17 protein-coding genes and 1 riboswitch are annotated in these 22,021 nt (G+C 47.9%); of the genes, 6 read left to right on the top strand and 11 right to left on the bottom strand.

The features are described from left to right. Positions 1–11: 11 nt before the first annotated feature. Both OTK50_RS13935 and katX read left to right on the top strand, forming a co-directional pair. Positions 12–1,094 carry a glycosyl hydrolase gene (locus OTK50_RS13935; RefSeq protein WP_045209292.1) on the top strand — a complete coding sequence of 361 codons (1,083 nt, stop codon included), beginning with the start codon at positions 12–14 and terminating at the stop codon, positions 1,092–1,094. Between the two features lie 77 nt (positions 1,095–1,171). Continuing rightward, complete coding sequence (gene katX / locus OTK50_RS13930; RefSeq protein ID WP_044802405.1) at positions 1,172–2,785, top strand: catalase KatX; 1,614 nt, start codon at positions 1,172–1,174, stop codon at positions 2,783–2,785. A 38-nt stretch (positions 2,786–2,823) separates the two neighbouring features. Here the strand turns inward: katX and OTK50_RS13925 are convergent, their stop codons facing one another. Next, positions 2,824–3,810, bottom strand: coding sequence for a choloylglycine hydrolase family protein (locus tag OTK50_RS13925; RefSeq protein ID WP_224223899.1), 987 nt, complete (start codon positions 3,808–3,810; stop codon positions 2,824–2,826). Positions 3,811–4,126: 316 nt separating this feature from the next. Between OTK50_RS13925 and OTK50_RS13920 the strand changes: the two genes are divergently transcribed. Further along, positions 4,127–5,485 carry a purine-cytosine permease family protein gene (locus OTK50_RS13920; protein WP_015240847.1) on the top strand — a complete coding sequence of 453 codons (1,359 nt, stop codon included), beginning with the start codon at positions 4,127–4,129 and terminating at the stop codon, positions 5,483–5,485. A 13-nt stretch (positions 5,486–5,498) separates the two neighbouring features. On the opposite strand, the gene OTK50_RS13915 is transcribed toward OTK50_RS13920, so the two are convergent. From OTK50_RS13915 to OTK50_RS13895, 5 genes are all read right to left on the bottom strand, one after another. Then, positions 5,499–6,329 (bottom strand): NAD(P)H-hydrate dehydratase, encoded by an 831-nt coding sequence (locus tag OTK50_RS13915; protein ID WP_224223900.1) that lies wholly within the window; start codon positions 6,327–6,329, stop codon positions 5,499–5,501. A gap of 90 nt (positions 6,330–6,419) precedes the next feature. Further along, positions 6,420–8,150, bottom strand: coding sequence for a thiol reductant ABC exporter subunit CydC (gene cydC / locus OTK50_RS13910; protein ID WP_224223901.1), 1,731 nt, complete (start codon positions 8,148–8,150; stop codon positions 6,420–6,422). Beyond that, the gene (gene cydD / locus OTK50_RS13905; RefSeq protein ID WP_224181330.1) at positions 8,147–9,850 is read right to left on the bottom strand and encodes a thiol reductant ABC exporter subunit CydD; all 1,704 of its coding nucleotides are present in this window, start codon (positions 9,848–9,850) and stop codon (positions 8,147–8,149) included. The genes cydC and cydD overlap by 4 nt, the downstream gene beginning before the upstream one ends. Continuing rightward, positions 9,850–10,866 carry a cytochrome d ubiquinol oxidase subunit II gene (cydB, locus tag OTK50_RS13900; protein WP_007614694.1) on the bottom strand — a complete coding sequence of 339 codons (1,017 nt, stop codon included), beginning with the start codon at positions 10,864–10,866 and terminating at the stop codon, positions 9,850–9,852. Before cydB ends, cydD begins: the two co-directional genes overlap by 1 nt. Continuing rightward, positions 10,850–12,256, bottom strand: a complete 1,407-nt coding sequence (locus OTK50_RS13895) for a cytochrome ubiquinol oxidase subunit I (RefSeq protein WP_007614697.1) — start codon at positions 12,254–12,256, stop codon at positions 10,850–10,852. The genes cydB and OTK50_RS13895 overlap by 17 nt, the downstream gene beginning before the upstream one ends. A gap of 502 nt (positions 12,257–12,758) precedes the next feature. Between OTK50_RS13895 and OTK50_RS13890 the strand changes: the two genes are divergently transcribed. After that, entirely contained in the window at positions 12,759–14,102 is a 1,344-nt protein-coding gene (locus OTK50_RS13890) for a 2-hydroxycarboxylate transporter family protein (RefSeq protein ID WP_032869366.1), read from the top strand. A gap of 34 nt (positions 14,103–14,136) precedes the next feature. Here the strand turns inward: OTK50_RS13890 and OTK50_RS13885 are convergent, their stop codons facing one another. The 4 genes from OTK50_RS13885 to OTK50_RS13870 form a co-directional block, all read right to left on the bottom strand. Continuing rightward, a complete protein-coding gene (locus tag OTK50_RS13885; RefSeq protein WP_088461865.1) occupies positions 14,137–14,979 on the bottom strand; it encodes a polysaccharide deacetylase family protein in 843 nt (280 codons plus the stop codon). Positions 14,980–15,078: 99 nt separating this feature from the next. Beyond that, positions 15,079–16,179 (bottom strand): ABC transporter ATP-binding protein, encoded by a 1,101-nt coding sequence (locus tag OTK50_RS13880; protein ID WP_221663942.1) that lies wholly within the window; start codon positions 16,177–16,179, stop codon positions 15,079–15,081. Between the two features lie 116 nt (positions 16,180–16,295). After that, positions 16,296–17,189, bottom strand: a complete 894-nt coding sequence (locus tag OTK50_RS13875; protein WP_221663904.1) for a PucR family transcriptional regulator — start codon at positions 17,187–17,189, stop codon at positions 16,296–16,298. A 165-nt stretch (positions 17,190–17,354) separates the two neighbouring features. After that, positions 17,355–18,191 carry a YitT family protein gene (locus OTK50_RS13870; protein ID WP_003150818.1) on the bottom strand — a complete coding sequence of 279 codons (837 nt, stop codon included), beginning with the start codon at positions 18,189–18,191 and terminating at the stop codon, positions 17,355–17,357. Between the two features lie 65 nt (positions 18,192–18,256). Beyond that, a riboswitch (guanidine-I (ykkC/yxkD leader) is annotated at positions 18,257–18,358 on the bottom strand. A gap of 345 nt (positions 18,359–18,703) precedes the next feature. On the opposite strand from OTK50_RS13870, the gene OTK50_RS13865 reads away from it, so the two are divergent. After that, the gene (locus OTK50_RS13865) at positions 18,704–19,243 is read left to right on the top strand and encodes a DUF4352 domain-containing protein (protein ID WP_221663940.1); all 540 of its coding nucleotides are present in this window, start codon (positions 18,704–18,706) and stop codon (positions 19,241–19,243) included. A gap of 46 nt (positions 19,244–19,289) precedes the next feature. On the opposite strand, the gene galE is transcribed toward OTK50_RS13865, so the two are convergent. Then, positions 19,290–20,306, bottom strand: a complete 1,017-nt coding sequence (gene galE, locus OTK50_RS13860; RefSeq protein ID WP_007614717.1) for a UDP-glucose 4-epimerase GalE — start codon at positions 20,304–20,306, stop codon at positions 19,290–19,292. 210 nt (positions 20,307–20,516) lie between these two features. On the opposite strand from galE, the gene pepT reads away from it, so the two are divergent. Then, positions 20,517–21,749, top strand: coding sequence for a peptidase T (gene pepT, locus OTK50_RS13855; RefSeq protein WP_053285308.1), 1,233 nt, complete (start codon positions 20,517–20,519; stop codon positions 21,747–21,749). Positions 21,750–22,021 lie beyond the last annotated feature (272 nt).

Below are 22,021 nucleotides of genomic sequence, written 5' to 3'. Positions count from 1 at the left end.
AGGTCTTTTATATGCTCAAAAAGTTAGCAGTCTGCCTGTCTATCGTTTTATTACTCTTAGGAGCCGCCAGTCCGATATCGGCTCACACCGTTTATCCCGTCAATCCAAATGCCCAGCAGACGACAAAAGATATCATGAACTGGCTGGCGCACCTGCCCAACCGTTCAGAAAACAGGGTCATGTCCGGGGCGTTCGGCGGGTACAGCGATGTCACTTTTTCAATGACAGAGGAAAACCGTTTGAAAAACGCGACGGGACAGTCTCCCGCCATCTACGGCTGTGACTATGGGAGAGGATGGCTTGAAACAGCGGATATCACCGATACTATCGATTACAGCTGCAACAGCAGCTTAATCTCATACTGGAAAAGCGGCGGCCTCCCTCAGGTCAGCCTGCATCTCGCAAATCCGGCTTTTCCATCCGGAAACTATAAAACGGCCATCTCAAACAGCCAGTACAAAAACATCCTGGACCCTTCAACTGTTGAAGGAAAACGCCTTGAGGCGCTGCTCAGCAAAATCGCCGACGGCCTTACTCAGCTGAAAAATCAAGGCGTCACCGTTCTGTTCAGACCGCTGCATGAAATGAACGGCGAGTGGTTCTGGTGGGGGCTGACAGGCTACAACCAAAAAGACACGGAAAGAATCTCGCTGTACAAAGAGCTTTACAAGAAGATATACCGCTATATGACAGAGACAAGAGGATTGGATAACCTTTTGTGGGTGTATTCGCCGGATGCCAACAGAGACTTTAAAACAGACTTCTACCCAGGCTCATCTTATGTGGATATTACCGGTCTGGACGCTTACTTCACTGATCCGTATGCGATAGCAGGCTATGATGAAATGCTGTCTCTGAAAAAACCGTTTGCCTTTGCCGAAACCGGTCCGTCCGGCAATATCGGAAGCTTTGATTATGCTGCTTTTATCAATGCGATCAGGCAAAAGTATCCCGAGACCACGTACTTTTTGACATGGGATGAACAATTAAGTCCGGCGGCCAATCAAGGCGCGCAAAGCCTTTATCAAAACAGCTGGACGCTGAACAAGGGCGAAATATGGAACGGCGGGTCCTTGACGCCGATTGCGGAATAACTGCTTCTTTTAAAAATCGGTTTTAAGAAACGGCTCTGCTGGGCATATTGTTACCGTTCAAAAAGGAGGGTTCAACAATGGAAAATAACAAAAACAGCGAAGAAACGCTTTCCAGTAAGACGACCGGTAAAGACGAGTCAGAAGACACGCTGACAAACCGGCAGGGCCATCCGGTCACTGACAACCAGAATGTCAGGACAGTCGGCAATAGAGGACCGACGACATTGGAGAATTATGATTTTTTGGAGAAAATCAGCCACTTTGACCGCGAACGAATTCCCGAGCGCGTCGTTCACGCGCGCGGCGCCGGGGCACACGGATACTTTGAGGCGTACGGAAGTTTTGGAGACGAGGAGATTTCTACATACACAAGAGCGAAAGTGTTTCAAAAGAAAGGAATGAAAACTCCGGCGTTTGTGCGGTTTTCTACCGTCAACCACGGAAAGCATTCCCCGGAAACATTGCGTGATCCCCGGGGTTTTGCCGTTAAGCTTTATACCGAAGACGGCAACTGGGATCTGGTCGGCAACAACCTGAAAATCTTTTTTATCCGTGATCCGCTGAAGTTTCCGGATCTTGTGCACGCATTTCAGCCTGATCCGGTTACGAACATTCAGGACGGCGAGCGTATTTTCGACTTCATTTCCCAATCACCGGAAGCGACTCATATGATCACTTTCTTGTTTTCGCCGTGGGGCATCCCGGCCAACTACCGGCAGATGCAGGGCTCAGGCGTCCATGCCTACAAATGGGTCAATGAAGAAGGAAAAGCCGTGCTCGTCAAATATCACTTTGAACCGAAACAGGGCATCCGCAACCTGACACAGAAGGAAGCGGAAGAGATTCAGGGGAAAAACTTTAACCATGCGACACAGGATTTGTATGAAGCGATTGAAAAAGGCGATTACCCTGAATGGGAAGTGTATGCGCAAATCATGACTGATGATGAACACCCCGAGCTGGATTTTGATCCGCTTGATCCGACCAAGCTGTGGTATAAAGACGATTTCCCTTGGAAGCCGATCGGTAAATTGGTTCTGAATAAAAACCCGGAAAACTACCATGCCGAGGTGGAACAGGCCTCATTCGGAACGGGCGTGCTTGTGGACGGCCTTGATTTTTCAGATGACAAATTACTTCAGGGGCGGACATTCGCCTATTCAGATACCCAGCGGTACCGGGTCGGCGCAAATTACCTGCAGCTTCCGATCAACTCGCCGAAAAAGCATGTCGCCACCAACCAGGAAGGCGGGCAAATGCAGTATCGGGTCGATCGGGCAGAAGGACAAAACCCGCACGTCAACTATGAGCCGTCCATTATGGGAGGACTCAACGAAGCAAAGCAGGATGGGAAAGACCATACACCTCATGTCGAAGGCGATGTGAAGCGGGAAGCGATCGACCGGTCGAATAATTTCGGCCAAGCCGGTGAAACGTACCGCAGATTTTCGGAATTTGAACGGAACGAATTGATCACAAACTTGGTCAATACGCTTTCTTCCTGCCGGAAAGACATTCAGGATCAAATGATTGAGAATTTCACAAAAGCAGATCCGGACTACGGAAAACGTGTTGCGGAAGGGCTGAAAAAAGCCTCCGAAAGCAACAGCGGCGGGCCGATCGGCACTACAGATACGGCACAAGCCGCAAAACAGGCTGAACAGGAAAGCCATCCGTCTGATCCGTATTAAATAAAAAAACAGGACAATCGCGTCCTGTTTTTTTTGAGCTAATTCAGCTCCTGTATATTCTGCTCCGCCGCGGCCGCAAATACTTTCGGCTCCGGACGGTCAAGATCTTCATGGAATAAACTTACTTTGTGAATCTGCCGGTTGTCGTACAGATGAAAGTAGTAGTTCCCGGTGTCACAGCACATGACCGACGTATACTGCGTATAATCAATTTCATTCTCCTCTGTGATCACCGCGCCTTTTGGAATATTCACATTGGACAGCACGTGAAAAGCGGCCGTAACGCCATCCGTTTCATGAGGGGCAGGCTCTAAATGCTCTTTCAGATAAGCGGCTCTGATGAATCGGGATGGCGGCGTGTAATCACCGGGAAGCCCGATTGTTCCAGATCCTTGGCCGAAAGCGGTTAATGTCATTCCGCCCAATGTTTTGCTTTCTGACTGCTGCGGCCTGATTCCGATATAATGGCGCAGATTGGTCACATGCCAAGGAAATTCCGGACTGTTGGTCATCACTCCGGGTTGGTTGTCATATACTTTCATTCCCTCCGGTGTCGGCTCGATGACAATGCAGCCGCCCGTGCGGTCTGATAAAATCCAATGAAGAGGCAGCACCGTATCCAATAACATTAACTTCTTCTCTACAATCGTCAGCATTGAGAGCTTTTCCTTTATGTCTTCAAGAGATTCACAGTTTGATAAGGCCCAGGTGACAAACTCATGAGGAGCGATGTGACAGGTGCCCTCCCGTTCCGCTTTCTCGTATCCCGCAAAGCCCGGAAAATACAGCGTCGCACACGACAGCCCTTTTTCATTCACGCCATCGGCAAACAGAACATTGCCGAGATTTCTCCCCATGCCGATAAATGCGTATTTCGTCCTTTGCATCCTGCCGTCAGCTTCGCTTTTCCAGCTGTACTGACGAGGGTAAAGCACGACGTCCGTACCGAGCTGAAATGCAAAATCCATCGTTCGCGCCAATAGGTGATTACCGTCTGTCGTTTTCAATGTAAGACTTGTACACATATCATCAATCCCCTTTTCATTAATGAAATTTACACAAAGTAAACTATTCTTTCAGCTTAACGAATAATGGCTCCATTCGTCAAAAGATTGACACATTTCTCCTTAATACATATTAGTCCGTAAGCATATCCATGCCTTTTAAACCTTGGCAAATCGTTTTGGCGGCAGTGTTTGTACCGTTTTTCAAAAAAACCTTTGAACGGCTGTCAGCGAGGCTTTACAATGTTTTTCCTGCATGCTGGAATTTGTAAACGGCAGGTCAATCTGTTAAGCTATGTCTTTATGTTAAAGAAGAACATACGGAGGAGATTATCTATTGAAAGTAGAAAGGCGAACGATTGAACATATTCCGCATGACGAAAGACACGGAAAGGCTAAAGATTTATTCCCCGTCTGGTTCGGGGCTAATATGCATATTACGACGTTAGTCACAGGCACACTGCCCGTTACAATGGGACTCGATCTCTTTTGGAGTATCGCCGCCATTATTATCGGGACCTTTATCGGCGCGATCTTTATGGCGTCTCATTCCGCACAAGGACCTCAGCTCGGAATTCCGCAAATGATTCAAAGCCGCGCGCAATTCGGCGTGATCGGAGCGATTCTGCCCCTCTTTTTGGTCATGTTTATCTACCTGGGCTTCTTTGCGAGCAGTACGATTCTCGCAGCCGGTACACTGAGCAGCTTTGTACCGATTCCGGCTTCATGGTGTATTATCGGCTTAAGCGCCATCTGTTTTTTACTCACGATCTACGGTCATGATCTGATTCACAAAATGCAGAAAATCCTCTCTTGGACCTCCTTTGCCGTTTTTTTTGCTGCAACGATTCTTATTTTTCAACTGCCGATTCCTTCAGGAAGCTGGGTGCCCGGCTCATTAGACCTGCCTGTTTTTCTAGTGGCGGTCAGCGCGGTGGCCACATGGCAGCTGGCATATGCACCATATGTCGCAGATTATTCCCGTTATCTGCCGGTCAAAACACCGGCATCGCATACCTTTTGGTACAGCTACGCAGGTACGTCAGTCAGTTCCATCTGGATGATGCTTCTCGGCGCCATTTTGACGACGGCGCTCCCGGAATTTACCGCTAATGCGGGAAATGAGATTGTCCGATTGTTCGGTCCGTTTTCCTTTATTATGCTGATCATTGTCCTGTTCGGGCAAATGGCGATCAACGTCTTTAATTTATACGGAGCCTTTATGTCAACGACGACTACTTTGGAGCCGTTTTTAAAACTGAAGGTGACGCCGAAAACGAGAGTGGTAATGATCCTTTGTGTGACGGCAGCGGGTACTGTATTAAGTCTCTTGGGCCAAAGCAATTTCATGGAACTGTTTTTAAATTTCATCTTTTTCATCAGTTATTTCTTAATTCCATGGACGGCGATCAACCTCGTGGATTACTATTTTATCCGACGCGGAAAATACCACGTCAAATCGATGTTTGACGTCAACGGACAATATGGCAGGGTCAATTGGATTACAGCGGCCGCCTTCGTTTTGTCGATTATATTAGAAATCCCGTTCATCAATACATCCTTTTACATCGGGCCGCTCGCTGAAATATTCGGCGGAGGCGACATTGCCTGGGTCATCGGCCTGGCCGTTCCGTCGCTGCTGTATTATGTCCTGATGAAATCAAGGGTAAAACAACAAGAGGCGCCTTCCCTATGAAGACGCCTTTTCTTTATTCATATTCCTTCCATACACGCGGCAGCAGTTCAGAAAGTTCGTGCGCCAATAAGGTATGGGCGGAGCGCTCTTTCGTCCATAATTCCGCACATTCGCCGTGAAGGCGGACGGCGTTCAATACGGCATGTTTCGGGTCTTGATGACAGCACAGCATGCCGAGAATCATTCCCGTCAGCGTGTCGCCGGTCCCCCCTTTTGCAAGCGCGCCGTTTCCGGTTGTATTTCTGCGGCATTCCCCGTCGGGAAAAGCGATAATGGTTTCGTTTCCTTTCAGGACAATCGTGGCGTGAAGCCGCTCCGCCCATTCCGCGGCATATCCCGCTCTGTTCTGCTGAATCTCTTGAATCGGAAGGCCTGTCATTCTGGAAAATTCGCCGGGATGAGGCGTCAAGATCACAGGGGCTGTCCTCTTTGGATAGGTTCTTTTCGTAATGGCGCCCGCGTCCAGTATGACGGGATAATCGGCAGAAAGCAGCTGATCAGCCGCCTGCTGCACTTCGTCATTTTGAGGAAGGCCCGGCCCGATGGCAGCGGCCCGGATGGTTTCCCCGGGCTGGCCCGCCGCGGCTTTTTTCCAGCCGTCACGCCAGTACGTCGCTTCCGGCAGCACCGGGACGATAAGCGGGATGACGCCTGCCGATGTACCGATGACGAGCTTGCCGACACCGCTTCTCATCGCGCCCAATCCGGCCAGAAGGGCGGCTCCCGGCATGTCATCGCTCCCGGCCAGCAATAACGCCGTCCCGAACGTTCCTTTATGGCTGTCTGCCTCCCGTTTCGGCAGCGTATCTTTCACATCCTGTTCCGTCCAATCCATTATATTCATCTCTGTACCTCCTCTTCTGTCTCCTATTTATATTCCAAACAAGAAGAGATTTTAAACCGCACAAAAAAACAGCCGCTCGTTTGCGGCTGTTTATGTTCTGATCGGAACATCAAGACGGTAAAGCTTCCGGTACCGTTCGTTTTCTGCAAGCAGCTCTTGATGGGTTCCTTCCATTTCTGCTTTTCCATTTTCTAAAAAGACGATTTTATCAGCTGTTTCCACACCCGCTAAATGGTGTGTAATCCAGAGGATCGTTTTCTCTTTAAAGACATCAAAAATCGTATCAAGCAATTCGCGTTCAGTGACCGCATCAAGGCCGACCGTCGGTTCATCAAGGATAATGACCGGCGTGTCTTGGAGCAGAATACGGGCAAGCGCGATCCGCTGCCGTTCCCCGCCTGAGAAACGAATCCCCGTCTCCTGCACGGACGTTTCATATCCGTCAGGCAATGATTCAATATAATCATGCAGCTTCACTTGCCGAGCCGCACGCTTAACATCTTCATCACTCGCCTTGCCGTTTCCGAGCCGGATATTGTTCATAATGCTCGTGTTAAAGAGATGAGGTTTCTGATTCAAAACGGCCACCGCTGAGGAAATCTGCTCCTGCACGGCCGCAGTTTCCAGCCCGTTCAGCATCACTTTGCCCGAATCGGGAACTAAGGCGCCTTCAATTAAAGCGAGAGAGGTCGACTTACCGGAGCCGCTCCTGCCGAGCAGCGCCATTTTTTCACCTTGGCGGAGAGTGAAGGAAAAACGGTCAAGCACATGACTGTGCTGATCATAAGAAAACGTCACGTTATCAAATGTAAGTGTCACATCCGATACATCCAGTTTCTCATCTGTCTGCTTCACCTCACCACTTCGCAGCTCCGGAGCCGCCTTACTCATTCTTTTGATGGAATCCTGATAAGAAGGCACTTCCGTCAGCGCATCCGAAAGGGGCAGAAACGCCTCCGTCAATGGAAATACGACAAGCACAAAGGCCGCGATCATCGTGTTGGCGATGCTGCCGTCCGCATACTGACCCGCCGTCCAGAACAGCATGATCAATATGAAGCCGCCGACAAGACATTGCGCGGCGAGATCACGCCATCTCGTAAACCGCTGACGTTTGCTTTCAAGGTCAAACCACGCCTTCTCTTTCTCTTCATAAGAGGAAATAAAGGCCGCCTGGCGTCCCGAGAACATCCAGTCGCTCACGCCGAGCACGGCATCTGTCAGCCGGCTGTAGAGCGTATTCCGGCCGCTTTTCAGCCTCATGTTTTTCGCTCTCGTCACAAGAAGCGACACAACCGGAAACAATACAACCAATATAAACAGGTAAATCGCCGCAAAAGCGGCAAACGGCCAGGAAAAAAAGCCGAGTCCGATAACGGAGGCCGCATACAGCAGCAAAGCGGAAACCGCCGGGAAAATCGTTTTTAAAAACGCATCCTGCAAATGCTCAATATCCTCAGCCAAAATGCCGAGCATGTCGCCCGTCCGAAAACGGGATGAAAGCATGAGCGAGGCCGGCTCCAGCATATTGTAAAGCCGCACCCGCATGTCGGACACGATTTTCAAAATGATATGGTGCCCCGTCAGACGCTCGGCGTACCGTGAGACTGAACGGGCAATCCCGAAGGTGCGCACGGCCACAATCGGAACGTACACCAGCAGGATATTCTCAGGCTTGGTCGCCGACTTAGAGATCAAAAAACCGGAAGTGAACATGAGAAAGGCCGCCGAAAAAATCGTCACCGCGCCTAAAAAAATCACAAGAACAAACAAACGGGCATTTTGCTTCATATACGGCAGAATCCATTCTTCTTTTCTCATGTTCTTTCCCCCAGTTGCGCCTTTACAAGTTTGGCGTATACGCCTTGTTTCGCCATCAATTCGTCGTGGGTGCCGATTTCCGCCACCGCGCCGTCATCAAGCACGATAATTTCGTCCATCTCAAGCATCCAGTGAAGACGGTGAGTGGCCAGAAAAACAAGCTTATTTTCAAACAGATCTTTCATCGTTTCTTTTATTTCATATTCTGTTTCAATATCAAGGTGAGCGGTCGGCTCATCCAAAAGGAGAATCGGACGGTTTCCTAAAAAGGCTCTGGCCAGCGCGACACGCTGAGCCTGTCCTCCGCTGAGCGCCCGTCCGCCCTCGCCGATCCGGCCGTCAAGACCGCCGGGCAGATCACGGATCAGTTCGGCAAGACCCGCCGAAGCAGCGGCCTGCGCCGTTTCCTCACGGGAAGCATCAGGATGATAAAACCGGATATTATTCAAAAGCGTGTCATCAAAAATGTACGGGTGCTGCGGAATATAAAGCAGCTGCTTCTGCCAGCCGTCCGACTGCAGATGCGAGCGGGATTCACCGTTTACCTTGATCTCACCGGACGCAGGCTCTAAAAAGCCGCCCAGCACATCAATGAGTGTCGATTTTCCCGCACCGCTTTCCCCGATAATTCCGATTTTCTTCTTCCCTTTAAAGGACAGATGAAATTCAGACATCGATTCTCGGACGGACAAACGCGTAAGCTGTAATTCATCCCCGTCAGTCCACGTATCAAGTTCGAGCGGCTTTTCTTCTTTAAAACCGGGCTGCGCCAAAATCGCTTGAATGGTTTTCCCCGCCTCCTGCCCGTTTAACGTCGCGTGGTAATCATTCCCCACTTCGCGGACCGGGAGAAAATATTCAGGCGCAAGAATGAGCGCGGTCAATGCCGGCCCGAGCAGAATTTGTCCGTCTATCAGCCGCAAGCCGAGAAACACCGCCACTGTCGCCACCGACAGCATCGTAAAGAAATCCAGGGCGAATGATGATAAAAACGCGACCCGGAGCGTGCTCATCGTCGCCTTGCGGTATCTCTCACTGACATGAAAGATGTTTTTACTGTGTGATTTGCTTAATCCTAAAAACCGCAATGTCTCCAGTCCGCGGAGCGAATCCACGAAATGATTGGAAAGCGTCTGATAGGACTTCCATTGGCGATCGGCTTTTTTCTGTGCGACAAGTCCGAGCAGAATCATAAATACAATCAAAATCGGAAGCGCAAGAATCAGAATCAATGCCGACGTTTTATCCTGAAAAAACACGTAAATAACAACGGCCGCCGGCACAATCGCCATGCTGACCATTTTCGGCAGAAACAGCTCTAAATAACGGCGGAACTGGCTGATGCCTTCCATCGCCAGCGTCACCATCCGGCCCGTCCCCTCTTTTTTCGCGAAGCGGGGGCCGAGACGGAACAATTGCTCAAGAAATCTTTTTCTTAAGTCTGCGCCGGTTTGCGCGGCATATTGGTACACGATTTTCTGCCGGACCGTTGTCACCGCATGCCGGACCAAAAACGCAAGCAGGAAAAAGCCGATAACCGGATAAAGAGAAGCAATCCGCTTCCCGTTAAATAATCCGGTTACCGCCTGACTCAGCCATTCCGCCTGCAAGATAATGGCGGCCGTTTGTATAATCGTTAATCCCGTAATGATCGCAAGAATCCGCTTCATTCCTTTATAAAGAAACAGGTCTTTTCCCATTAATAAGTCATAGGCTCCTTATGGCTGACGCGTTTCCGGAAGACATAATAGCTCCAGATCTGACTGCCGATGACAAACGGCAGCAGAGTCAGTGCGACAATTGTCATGACCTTAAGTGAATAATCACCGGAAGACGCGTTAGCTACTGTTAAGTCATACGCGCTTGTCAGCGAGCTGACCATGACGCGCGGGAACAGAGAGATAAAAATCATCGCAACTGTCAAAGCAAGACCCGCGCCGGTCATACCGAATGCCCAGCCGTCTTTTTTCTTGCTCATGAACACAACGGCAAGAACGTTGCAGATGACAATCAGCACGAATACCGGAATCGTGATATTTGCCCGGCGTGTAAACATATCCGTATCGTATGCAGACATCGCAAAGAAAGCAAGTACAACAAGAAAGATAACACCGATTACGCGTTTTGCCATTTTTCTCGCACGCTCTTGTAAATCACCGATCGTGCGCAGGGTGATAAACATTAAACCGTGCAGGAATGAAAGAAGGGTGACGGCTGCTCCGCCAAGAACGGAATACACGTTCACAATATCTGAAAAACCTGCGTGAATGTTCATATGTCCGTCAATCGGCACACCGCGGAACAAGCTTGTGAAAATAAGTCCGAATACAAATGGCGGGATAAGGCTGCCGAAGAAAATCACCCAGTCCCATGTTTTGACCCATTTCAGATTATTCACTTGGCCGCGGAATTCAAATGCCACGCCGCGCCCCATCAAGGCAAGAAGAATGATGATAAACGGAATGTAATATCCGCTCAGCATCGTCGCATACCAGTTCGGGAATGCCGCGAAGATCGCTCCCGTACCTGTGATAAGCCACACCTCATTCGCATCCCAGAACGGGCCGATGGTGTTAACCAGCACTCTGCGTTCTAATTCATTATGGCCAAGAAATCGGGTCGAAATGCCGACACCGAAATCAAAACCCTCTAAAAAGAAAAATCCGACAAACAAAACTGAAACGAGTATAAACCAAAGATCATGAAGTGACCCCATGGTAGACCTCCTGACTGAACGGATCCGTTGACACAGGAACATCCTTATGATCATCATGGTCCGCACCTTTTTTAATTTCACGAACGAATAGGAAAACAAGCAGCGCGCCTAAAATCAAGTACATGACGCCGAAGCTGATAATTGAAAACAGCAGAGATCCCGTCGTTACGTTAGGAGAAACGGATTGTGCGGTCGTCAATTGCCCCATGACCGTCCACGGCTGGCGGCCGATTTCAGTCATAATCCAACCGGCAGAGTTCGCAATGAATGGGAATGCGATCAGTGCGATCATGCCCCGTAAATACCACTTGCTCGTATGAAGCTTTTTGCGGCGGTTCAGAATAAAGCCGGCAATCGCGGCAAAAATCATCAGCGCGCCCGCGCCCGCCATAATGCGGAAACTCCAGAACGTCGTTTTAACAGGCGGGATATAGTCGCCTTTTCCGTACGTTTTTTCGTATTCTTTTTGAAGTGTTTTCATCCCTTTCACACTGCCGCTGAACTTCTGGTAAGCCAAGTAGCTGAGTGCGTAAGGAATTGAAATTTCTGATGTGTTTTTTTCTTTATTCGTATCAATATTCGCAAAAGCCGTCCACGCGGCAGGATCACCGCTGTCATCCCAAAGCGCTTCACTGGCAGCCATTTTCATCGGCTGCGATTCCATTAAATGCTCAGCCTGCATATGTCCGCTGAACGCAACGCCGATACCGGCGATCAGACCGACAATCATCGAAAGCTTGAAAGATTTATGGAAGAAAGGCACTTCTTTTTTCTTCAATAATTTAAATGCGCTGACACCAGCGATAAAGAAAGCACCCGTCGCAAGCGCCCCGAAAATGACGTGAGGGAATTCAACCCAAAGCTGAGGGTTTGTCAGAAGCGCCCCGAAATCATTCATTTCCGCGCGGCCGTTTTTAATCGCAAAGCCGACCGGCTCCTGCATGAATGAGTTTGCCGTCAAAATCCAGAAAGATGACATAATCGTTCCGAAGGACACAAGCCAAATGCAAAGCAAATGCACTTTTTTAGATAAACGGTCCCAGCCGAAAATCCATAATCCAATAAAAATAGACTCCATAAAAAACGCCAAAAGCGCTTCAACCGCAAGCGGAGCTCCAAATACGTCTCCGACAAAACGGGAATAATCAGACCAGTTCAATCCGAACTGGAATTCCTGAAGAATCCCTGTGACGACGCCGACAGCGAAGTTAATTAAAAAGAGATGCCCCCAAAATTTAGCCATTTTGAGATAGGTCTCTTGTTTTTTGACAACATAAAGCGTCTCCATCAAAGCAACCATAAACACAAGCCCGATAGACAAAGGCACAAACAAGAAGTGAAACAATGTTGTAGATGCAAATTGAATGCGGGCTAATACCAACTCACTCATGATGTTTTTCCTCCAATCTGGTAAAATGCTCAACATTTCACAAACATAGCGAAATCATTGCTCGGTATTTCACAAAAAATGATATATTTGCTCAATGTTTCACAAATTCGTCAAAACTATTGAAATATCAGCCTGTACACCCCGGGGGACAGCGGCTGTCATAGAAATGATTCAATATCATTACTTTACAACGATTCAGCCTAAAAAAAAAGATCAATATACCTAAAATAAGGCTGAAATTGTGACCGATTATTGTCGGATTTGTAGAGATTTTATGTCAGCACCTAGGATATTTGTCCCTTTGATATCGTACCTCTTTTTTATTCGTGTGGCGAACAAAATGCTTTTCTCGGTGAAAAAGCCCGCCAGATCGCCATTTTGAGAAAGAACATGTGAAGAAAACATGTCCTCTAGTAAATTCATAATATATGAACAATTTAAATTTTTTAGTATACTTTAAATGGGGATATTTTTTCACTACATAACGACTGGGGGAACAAGCATGGGAGAACTTCAACCAAAATTGCAAACGGATTCAATCCAAAAACAGGAACGGACTGATAACTGGTTTGCCAGAGCAATGAATATAAGAATCGGCATTATTCCTCTTCCTATTTATATCCTGCTTTTCTTGCTTATTACGGTGTTTGTCATGAGCCGTGATGTAAAAAGCGACATTCTGACATCAATTGCCGTCATGAGTTTTTTCGGATTTACCTTCGGCCAGATCGGAAAATCCATTCCGATCGTGCGGTCCATCGGCGGCCCTGCGATTCTCGCAACCTTTATTCCATCCGCTGTCGTCTACTACCACCTGCTTCCGAAAGACATTATTACTTCAACAACAAAATTCACGGAAAGCTCCAACTTTCTCTATCTATTTATTGCCGGTATCGTCGTCGGCAGTATTCTCGGGATGAAAAGAGAGACGCTCGTCAAAGCTTTCGTCAAGATTTTTATTCCGCTGATCGCCGGCTCGATCGCGGCCGCCATCGTCGGCTTATGCGTCGGGACGCTGCTCGGGCTCGGCTTTCAGCACACGCTGCTTTATATTGTCGTTCCGATTATGGCGGGGGGTGTCGGTGAAGGCGCGATTCCTTTATCCATCGGCTACTCCGATATTATGCCGATGTCCCAGGGAGACGCCTTTGCGCTTGTGCTGCCGTCCATCATGCTCGGCAGCCTGTGCGCCATTATGTTATCGGGTTTGCTGAATGTCATCGGGAAACGCAAACCGGAATGGACGGGCAACGGGAAGGTTGATAAGTCTGATCATTCCGCTCCCGCATTGGAACAGCCGGCCAATGATAAAACGTTTGATTTGTCCTTTTTCGCTTCGGGCGGTATTTTAGCGGTTTCCCTCTATTTGGTCGGCATGCTGGCGCATGATTTCTTTCAGCTTCCGGCTCCTGTCGTGATGCTCGTCCTTGCCGTTCTCATTAAGCTGTTCAGGCTGGCGCCGGCTTCGATTGAAAACGGAGCCTTCGGCGTCTCGCGCTTTTTCTCGACAGCCGTGACCTATCCGCTCTTATTTGCGATCGGCGTTTCAATGACACCGTGGGACAAGCTGATTGCGGCGTTTACGATCAGCAACATCATTACCATTTTATCAATCGTCGTCACGATGATGGCCGTCGGTTTTCTGACCGGAAAATGGCTGAATCTGTATCCGATTGAGACGGCGATTATTAATGCCTGCCATTCCGGCCAGGGCGGCACCGGCGACGTCGCGATCTTGAGCGCCGCTGAACGGCTTGAGCTTATGCCGTTCGCCCAAGTGTCGACCAGGATCGGCGGAGCGATTACCGTGAGTGTCACCCTTCTGCTGCTTCATCAATTCTATTAAACTGAAAAAAGCCTCCGCATATGCGGAGGCTCTGTTATTTCATCACATTTTGAATATAAGAGCCGAATGCCGCGCCGGACATGCCCGGCGACACACGGACGCGGTGAAGCCCGTAAAGCCCCTGATCTCTTGACGCCGCTCCCGGCTCCGTCGTGACCGCCATACGGTAGCCTGACGTGGCGGCGGCTTTTAATGTTTCCTTATTATATCGTCCGACAGGGTAGCTGATCATAGACGTCCGCTGCCCGAACATTTGATCAAATAAACGCTTAGAGTCCCTCATTTCACGTCGCTGCTGCTGCGGTGTGAGCCCGTTCAATTCGAGATGGTTCATCGTATGGCTCTGAATGGAAATGCCGTGGGCGGCCATCTCCTTCATCTGCTTCTCAGTCAGATGATTCTTATGCCCGATAAAGTTTCCGATCATAAAGATTGTCGCTTTCATCTTGTATTTCTTTAAAATGGGATAGGCCGCTTTCACATTGTCGGTATAGCCGTCATCAAATGTGATCAGAACACATTTTTCACGCGGCTCCTTATCCTCCGTCAGCATCAGATAGGCCTCTTCAGGAGTCATCGTATAATAGCCGTGATCATGAAGCCACTTCATATGCTGCCGGAATTCTTCCTTCGGCACGCGCAGGCTGTTTCCCTCAGAAATGCTGTGGTACATCAGAATCGGCAGTCTTGCCGTTCCTTTCGTTTGAACCCAGGCGGACGTATCCGGCTGCTTTTTGATTTCGCGCTTTACAGATTTTTTATCGTGGTGCGCTTCTGCCTTCGGAATGCTTTGTTCGGCGCTTGCCTCATGGCCCGAGCAAGCGGCAAGCGTAAACACGGCAGCCAAAAGGCACATGCACATGATCATGCGTTTCATCGTTTTCCTGCTTTCTGTCTTCTATTTTCTTTTTATATCGGTTATGCGTCATAAATTGTTACATCAAAAAAGCCGGACATCCAGCTGTCCGGCTTTGCGTTATGAGCGGATTCTGATTTCTGTTTCACTGTCAAAAAAGTGAGCCTTATTCATGTCGAAAGCGACGGTCAATTCCTCACCAGCACGAATGTCATGGCGGGCGTCAATCCGGGCGATAAAATCCTGATCCCCGATCCGGGAATAAACCATAATTTCTGACCCGAGCAATTCCGCGACATTGATTTTAGCTGTGATGGATGAATTCTTATAGGATTCTACTACAATCAGCTCGTCATGTATGTCTTCCGGGCGGATGCCGAAGATAACATCTTTTTCGGCATACCCTTTTTCCCGTAGCATTTTCATTTTCCCTTCCGGCACGCTGAGAGCGGCTGAACCGATGTGAATGGCGCCGTCCGTCAGCTTTCCTTTGAAAAAGTTCATCGCTGGGGAGCCGATGAACCCGCCGACAAATACGTTTTCCGGATGTTCATACACGTCTTTCGGGGTGCCGATCTGCTGAATTTTTCCGTCCTTCATGACTACGATGCGTGTCGCCATCGTCAGTGCTTCTGTTTGGTCGTGCGTCACATAGATTGTGGTTGTTTGCAGCCTTTGATGCAGCTTAATAATTTCTGCCCGCATCTGCACCCGAAGCTTTGCGTCCAGATTTGACAGCGGCTCATCCATTAAGAACACTTTGGCATCCCTGACAATCGCCCGTCCTAATGCAACCCGCTGCCGCTGCCCGCCGGAGAGCGCCTTCGGTTTGCGGTGCAGATACTCTGTGAGCCCCAGCATTTTCGCCGCTTCTTCGACCCGTTTTTTTATCTCCGGTTTCGGCATCTTCCTCAGCTTCAGACCGAAAGCGATATTATCATAGACCGTCATGTGCGGATATAACGCATAGTTTTGAAACACCATAGCGATATCCCTGTCTTTAGGAGCGATGTCATTCACTCTCGTGTCACCGATATAGAAATCACCCTTCGTAATATCCTCCAGCCCGGCAACCATCCGCAATGTTGTCGACTTGCCGCAACCCGACGGACCGACAAACACGATAAACTCTTTATCTTTAATATGAAGGTTAAAATCATCGACAGCCGCTTCTTTTTGATCGTAATACTTATAAATATGCTCCAGCCGAAGTTCCGCCATGTCATCTCCCCTTTTTTGTAAACGCTTTCTTAAATAGGATTGTAACAGCGTCAGGCAGCGGCGGATATAGGCAACGTTCATAAAAAAAGTCCGCTGCCTTCGTGCACATTTCCCATTTAATGTGATTTTTCATACTGCAGACAAATGAAATAAGCCAGCAGGGCGCCCCGATATGTCTTAATATCAATACCTGAGCGTTCCGCGAATTTATCAATCCGATATTGAAGACTGTTGCGGTGCAAATGCAGTCTTTTCGATGTGAGCGACATGTTCGAGTTATGTTCAATAAAAGTCTGAATCGTATGCTTCAGCTCCGGTTCTTTCTGAAACAGCAGCGCCGCTTCTTCGTGAAGCAAGGCTGAGAGCTTTTCTCTGCTTTCTTCCATGAGCATGGCCGGAAATACCGTTTCCGCGGTCAGCGTGCTCAGCTGCGGGAGATGACGCCGGCCAATCTGACAATATTGCTGTTCTCTCCGATAATGAAGGCGCAGACGTTCTCCCTTGCAGTAATACCTTCCGATGAAAAAACGGACACTGAAATAAAAATCGCCTTCGAGAATCTTCACAAAAGATGCGATGTCATCCGAATCTGGCGCTTCCAGCTTTTCTTCCTCCACAATCACGCCTTGATCCCTTCCCGTCCGGACAACTGTATATGAAACCGGCCAGAAATGGCGCAGCGCTTCCGTAAATGCCCCCCAGTCCCGTTCTCTCAATAAGTCATAATGGATAAAACGGACACGAGGCTCCTTGACATCAGGCACCGGACCCTCTTCCAGCAGAAACCGCCGCCACCTCTTTGCTGCCGCCGTCTCCGGAAAAACATCGCCTTTTTCTTCAGCGGGCGTCAAAAATGATTCCAGAAGCAGTTTCTCCTTCGGGGTAATATCCTCCTTCGGAATGGTGACATAGACCCGTTTTTTCTCATCATAAAAGCAAAAGACATCCTCCGCCGTACAGCACGTATCAGACAACACAGCCCTCGGGTAAATTGCCAATAACGGGTTCATATGCGCTCCTCTCTATCGCTCTATCATATTTTCAGTATAAAACGTCCGGCCGATTGTATCCACTTCGTTTTAAGAAACAGCTTTCAGGCTATTTCCCGGGAAACGGATCATAACAGCTTCTGCCGGCATAAGAAAAAACCCTCCGCGCCGGCAGAGGGATCCTTTTTATTTAGAGATATCGACGAAGCCTTCACCAAAGACGTCACGCACATCATGAACAATGACAAACGCTTTTGTATCACAGCTTTTAATAATTTTTTTGAGCATGGAAAGCTCTTGTTTCTGGATGACGATATATAAAATTTCCTTCGACTGCCCCGTGTAATTTCCTTTACCCGACAGCAGCGTAACCCCTCTGTCCATAAGCGTGTTGACCTGTTCAGCGATTTCGTGCTTATGCTCAGATATAATCGTCACCGCTTTTTTCGTATTCAGGCCTTCAATGATAAAGTCCATCACCTTCGTTCCGATGTACAGCATGACAATGGTAAACATCATTTTTTCCGCACCGATGATGAAATAAGAACTGAAGACGACAATCAGATCAAAGAACAAAAGCGCATAGCTGATATTCCAATCGAGATATTTGTTAGCAATCCTCGCCAAAATGGCAGAACCCGCAGTCGTGCCTCCGACTCGAATAATGATCCCGATTCCGACACCGGCAAACACACCCGCAAAAATAGTATTAATAATGAGTTCATGTGATGGCGAGTGCCAATCATGCGTCAGATGCAGAAACAGTGAGTTGGCAACAACGGTAATGATCGTATAAAGCGTTGTTTTTCCGTCTAAAAATTTATATCCGATAATCAATAAGATCCCGTTCAAAATGATATTCGTCACCCCGGGCGACCATTCAAACACATAGTACAAGATCAGGGTGATTCCCGTTACCCCGCCCTCTCCAAGATCATTCGGAATGGCGAATAAATTAACGGCTAAAGCAAAGATAAAAGCTCCAATAATCAGCATCAGCACATCCAGCAATCTCTTTTTCATCCCAGACACTCCTTTTTTATAAAATCAAAAAAGCCCGGGAGAGCACTCTTCATCAAAAGAGCAGAAACTCCCGGGCTTTTATCCCAACGTGTCACAGCAGGAACCTGCTGTGTGTTTTCTCTCGGTCCAGACCAATTCAGCATTGCGGAACCCTAGAAAACCACTGTTTTTTATGTTCAGTTTTTGTATATCTTTCAAGATTATACGGGAAATCACGAACATGTTCAACACTCTTTTTTCAATAAACCTATAAAAAATTCGAACGATCTGCCGATACTAAAAAAGCTCCTTAAAATACATGACTAAAAAATCATTAAAATACTTTTTTTCTCAAAATATTATTGACTATAGGTTATTTTACAGGCATTATAGTATGTAGTTTTCAAGAAATAGTTTACATAGGAGGAAATATTATGGCAGGCAACCTGGTGTCTTGTAAGGCATGCGGCAAAGAAATCGCTAAAGGCGTTAAAAAATGCCCAAACTGCGGTAAAGATCAGAGAAACTTTTTTATGAGACATAAAATTATCACATTGCTTCTGGCAGTAGTGGTTATTATCATTCTCGTAAACATCGGCGGCGGAGGCGATTCTTCATCATCTAAGGTCGCATCTTCAAGTTCTGCGGAATCTAAAGAAAAACTGTATAACATCGGTGACACTGTTAAGACTGAAAAAACTGAAGTGACTCTTACAAAAGTAGAAAAAAGAGACTCAGTAGGGACACAATATATCCAGAAAAAAGCGTCTGACGGCGGCGTTATCGTAGCTGTACAATACACAGTTAAAAATGTTTCAAAGAAGCCTATTAGCTCTTTCTCCATTCCGAGCGTGAAATTAGTAGATTCTGAAGGAACTTCCTATGATCCGGATATTGACGCTTCATCGACTTATGCAACGGAAACAAAAGTGAACAACAGTAAAATTTTAAGTGACTTGAACCCGAACATTAAGGTCACTGGAGTGAAAGCCTTTGAAGTTGATAAAAACGCATACTCTAAAGGCACTTGGAAATTAAAGTTCAGCAACGATGTTGAAGTAAAAGTTAAATAATGATCATAACAAAAGAGACCTTCATCATTTGAAGGTCTCTTTCTTTTTACACCTTTTGGTACCCGTTCACATTGGAGGACTGCCACTTCCAAGAGTCGGCGCACATTTCTTCAAGCCCGCGCTTTGCTTCCCATCCTAATTCAGCCTTCGCTTTTGCCGGGTCTGCGAAGCATGCGGCGATGTCTCCCGGGCGCCGGGCGGCAAAACGGTACGGCACTTCTTTTCCTGATACTTTTTCAAACGCCTTGACCATCTCAAGAACGCTGTAGCCTCTTCCCGTGCCGAGATTATAGGCATCCGCGCCTGTTGTGTTCAGCACCTTCTCAAGCGCTTTGACGTGGCCCTCGGCAAGGTCAACGACATGGATGTAATCCCGCACGCCGGTGCCGTCCTTTGTCGGATAATCATTGCCGAACACCTGCAATTGCTCAAGCTTGCCGACAGCGACTTGTGCGACGTACGGCATTAAATTATTCGGGATGCCGTTCGGGTCTTCTCCGATCCGCCCGCTCGGGTGCGCGCCGAACGGATTAAAGTAACGGAGCAGCGCAATGCTCCATTCAGAGTCCGCTTTATGCAGATCGCGTAAAATCTGTTCCAGCATCAGCTTTGTCTGCCCGTAAGGATTGGTCGCGCTTAATGGAAAATTCTCAGTGATCGGCGTTGTTTCCGGAACGCCGTAAACCGTCGCTGAAGAACTGAAGACGATCTTTTTCACACCGTGTGCCTGCATGGCTTCACATAAAATAAACGTCCCCGTCAGATTATTATGATAATAACGAAGCGGAACAGCCACAGACTCACCGACCGCTTTTAATCCCGCAAAATGAATGACGGCTTCAATCTCATTTTCAGCAAACACCCGGTGAACGGCGTCACGGTCAAGGAGATCCGCTTCATAAAACACAAGCCCTTTTCCGGTAATATCTTTCACACGCTCCAATGCTTCCGGTGAACTATTTGACAGATTATCCAGAACCACGATGTCATAGCCGCCGTTTAACAGCTCGACACATGTGTGGCTTCCGATATAACCCGCTCCGCCTGTCACTAAAATCGCCATGAAGAAAGCCTCCCCTATTGAATGAATTGACCATATTATATCGGTTTTTTCTTCCTCAATCATCCATTTCCAAAAAGTTTAATCGTTTAGTCATCGTTTCTTCATAATTTATTTTCATTCGCGTAAAAAACAGAGCCCTCGATTCAAAACGGTTGCGAAATAGAAATCCCTCCCCCGCGCATGGTAAGATAAGACAAAGGAGATGACGGTATGAAAAATGAAATCATTGAACGCTTTACCTCTTATGTAAAAGTCGATACACAGTCTGACGAAAACAATGAAAACTGCCCTTCAACCCCCGGCCAGCTGACATTGGCCAACATGCTGGCAGATGAATTAAAGTCGATCGGCATGACAGACATCACAGTCGATGACAATGGGTACGTCATGGCGACTCTGCCGGCGAATACGGATAAAGACGTGCCGACTGTCGGTTTTCTGGCTCACGTGGACACCGCGACCGATTTTACCGGAAAAAATGTGAATCCTCAGATTATTGAGAGCTACGACGGACATGATATCGTTCTGAATGACAAACTCAATGTCGTCCTGTCGCCTGAGCAATTTCCGGAGCTCTCCCGCTATAAAGGCCAGACGCTGATCACAACAGACGGCACGACGCTGCTCGGAGCCGACAACAAAGCGGGCATTGCCGAAATCATGACGGCAATGGCGTACTTGATCAAACATCCGGACATCAAACACGGAACGATCCGGGTCGCGTTCACGCCTGATGAAGAAATCGGCAGAGGCCCTCACAAATTCGATGTCGGCCGCTTCAACGCCGCATTCGCCTACACGATAGACGGAGGCCCACTCGGCGAACTGCAATATGAAAGCTTTAACGCAGCGGCCGCAAAGCTTACTTGTTACGGAAAAAGCGTCCACCCCGGAACGGCGAAAAACAAAATGGTCAACGCTTCAAAAATCGCGATGGAATTTCACCACGCGCTGCCGAAAGAAGAAGCGCCGGAATATACGGAAGGGTATGAAGGCTTCTATCATCTACTTTCCATGAACGGAGACGTTTCTGAAGCCGCCCTGTCGTACATCATCAGAGACTTTGACAGAGACCGCTTTGCAGAACGAAAAGAATATATGCAGAAAACCGCCGATGCGCTGGCGGCCAAATACGGCAAGGAAAGCATCAAGCTTGAACTGCGTGATCAATATTACAACATGAGAGAAAAAATCGAACCGGTCAAAGAGATAGTCGATGTCGCCTATCAAGCCATGAAAAACCTCGACATCGAACCGATTATCGAACCGATCCGGGGCGGAACCGACGGATCACAGCTCTCTTACATGGGACTGCCGACACCGAACATTTTTACGGGCGGCCAAAACTTCCACGGAAAATATGAATACATTTCCGTCGATCATATGGAAAAGGCGGTAAACGTCATTGTTGAAATCGCCAGGCTCTTTGAAGAGCGCGCTTAAAACCAAAGCCCCCTGCTTTGGTTTTTTTCTTTCACATGAAACCTTTCCTTCTTTCTTTCCGTATATAAGGTATGAATTGGAAAGAAGGAGTGAAGACTATGGCAAGAGGGACTGTAGCGAAAGAATTGAAAAAAACCTTAAAAGACCCGCGTGTTCTGGAGACAAAATCAAACCCTTTTAAAAAACTGCGGAAAATGTTCAAACGATTTTTTTAAGATAACATCTCGTTTTCTTTAAAAAAATAAAGAAAGCGCTGTCAACTCGCAGTCATC

Origin of the sequence: Bacillus sp. NEAU-CP5 (genome assembly GCF_026420705.1) — a bacterium.
Classification (GTDB): domain Bacteria; phylum Bacillota; class Bacilli; order Bacillales; family Bacillaceae; genus Bacillus; species Bacillus velezensis.
The sequence above is the reverse complement of the archived record's forward strand: the minus strand, read 5'-3'. Positions and strand labels throughout refer to the sequence as shown.

What these genes read in the sequence shown, in the direction of transcription:
- OTK50_RS13935 (WP_045209292.1), top strand. Translation starts at nt 12, where the DNA reads ATGCTCAAAAAGTTAGCAGTCTGCCTGTCTATCGTTTTATTACTCTTA.
- katX (WP_044802405.1), top strand. Translation starts at nt 1,172, where the DNA reads ATGGAAAATAACAAAAACAGCGAAGAAACGCTTTCCAGTAAGACGACC.
- OTK50_RS13925 (WP_224223899.1), bottom strand. Translation starts at nt 3,810, where the DNA reads ATGTGTACAAGTCTTACATTGAAAACGACAGACGGTAATCACCTATTG.
- OTK50_RS13915 (WP_224223900.1), bottom strand. Translation starts at nt 6,329, where the DNA reads ATGAATATAATGGATTGGACGGAACAGGATGTGAAAGATACGCTGCCG.
- cydC (WP_224223901.1), bottom strand. Translation starts at nt 8,150, where the DNA reads ATGAGAAAAGAAGAATGGATTCTGCCGTATATGAAGCAAAATGCCCGT.
- cydD (WP_224181330.1), bottom strand. Translation starts at nt 9,850, where the DNA reads ATGGGAAAAGACCTGTTTCTTTATAAAGGAATGAAGCGGATTCTTGCG.
- cydB (WP_007614694.1), bottom strand. Translation starts at nt 10,866, where the DNA reads ATGGGGTCACTTCATGATCTTTGGTTTATACTCGTTTCAGTTTTGTTT.
- OTK50_RS13895 (WP_007614697.1), bottom strand. Translation starts at nt 12,256, where the DNA reads ATGAGTGAGTTGGTATTAGCCCGCATTCAATTTGCATCTACAACATTG.
- OTK50_RS13890 (WP_032869366.1), top strand. Translation starts at nt 12,759, where the DNA reads ATGGGAGAACTTCAACCAAAATTGCAAACGGATTCAATCCAAAAACAG.
- OTK50_RS13885 (WP_088461865.1), bottom strand. Translation starts at nt 14,979, where the DNA reads ATGAAACGCATGATCATGTGCATGTGCCTTTTGGCTGCCGTGTTTACG.
- OTK50_RS13880 (WP_221663942.1), bottom strand. Translation starts at nt 16,179, where the DNA reads ATGGCGGAACTTCGGCTGGAGCATATTTATAAGTATTACGATCAAAAA.
- OTK50_RS13875 (WP_221663904.1), bottom strand. Translation starts at nt 17,189, where the DNA reads ATGAACCCGTTATTGGCAATTTACCCGAGGGCTGTGTTGTCTGATACG.
- OTK50_RS13870 (WP_003150818.1), bottom strand. Translation starts at nt 18,191, where the DNA reads ATGAAAAAGAGATTGCTGGATGTGCTGATGCTGATTATTGGAGCTTTT.
- OTK50_RS13865 (WP_221663940.1), top strand. Translation starts at nt 18,704, where the DNA reads ATGAGACATAAAATTATCACATTGCTTCTGGCAGTAGTGGTTATTATC.
- galE (WP_007614717.1), bottom strand. Translation starts at nt 20,306, where the DNA reads ATGGCGATTTTAGTGACAGGCGGAGCGGGTTATATCGGAAGCCACACA.
- pepT (WP_053285308.1), top strand. Translation starts at nt 20,517, where the DNA reads ATGAAAAATGAAATCATTGAACGCTTTACCTCTTATGTAAAAGTCGAT.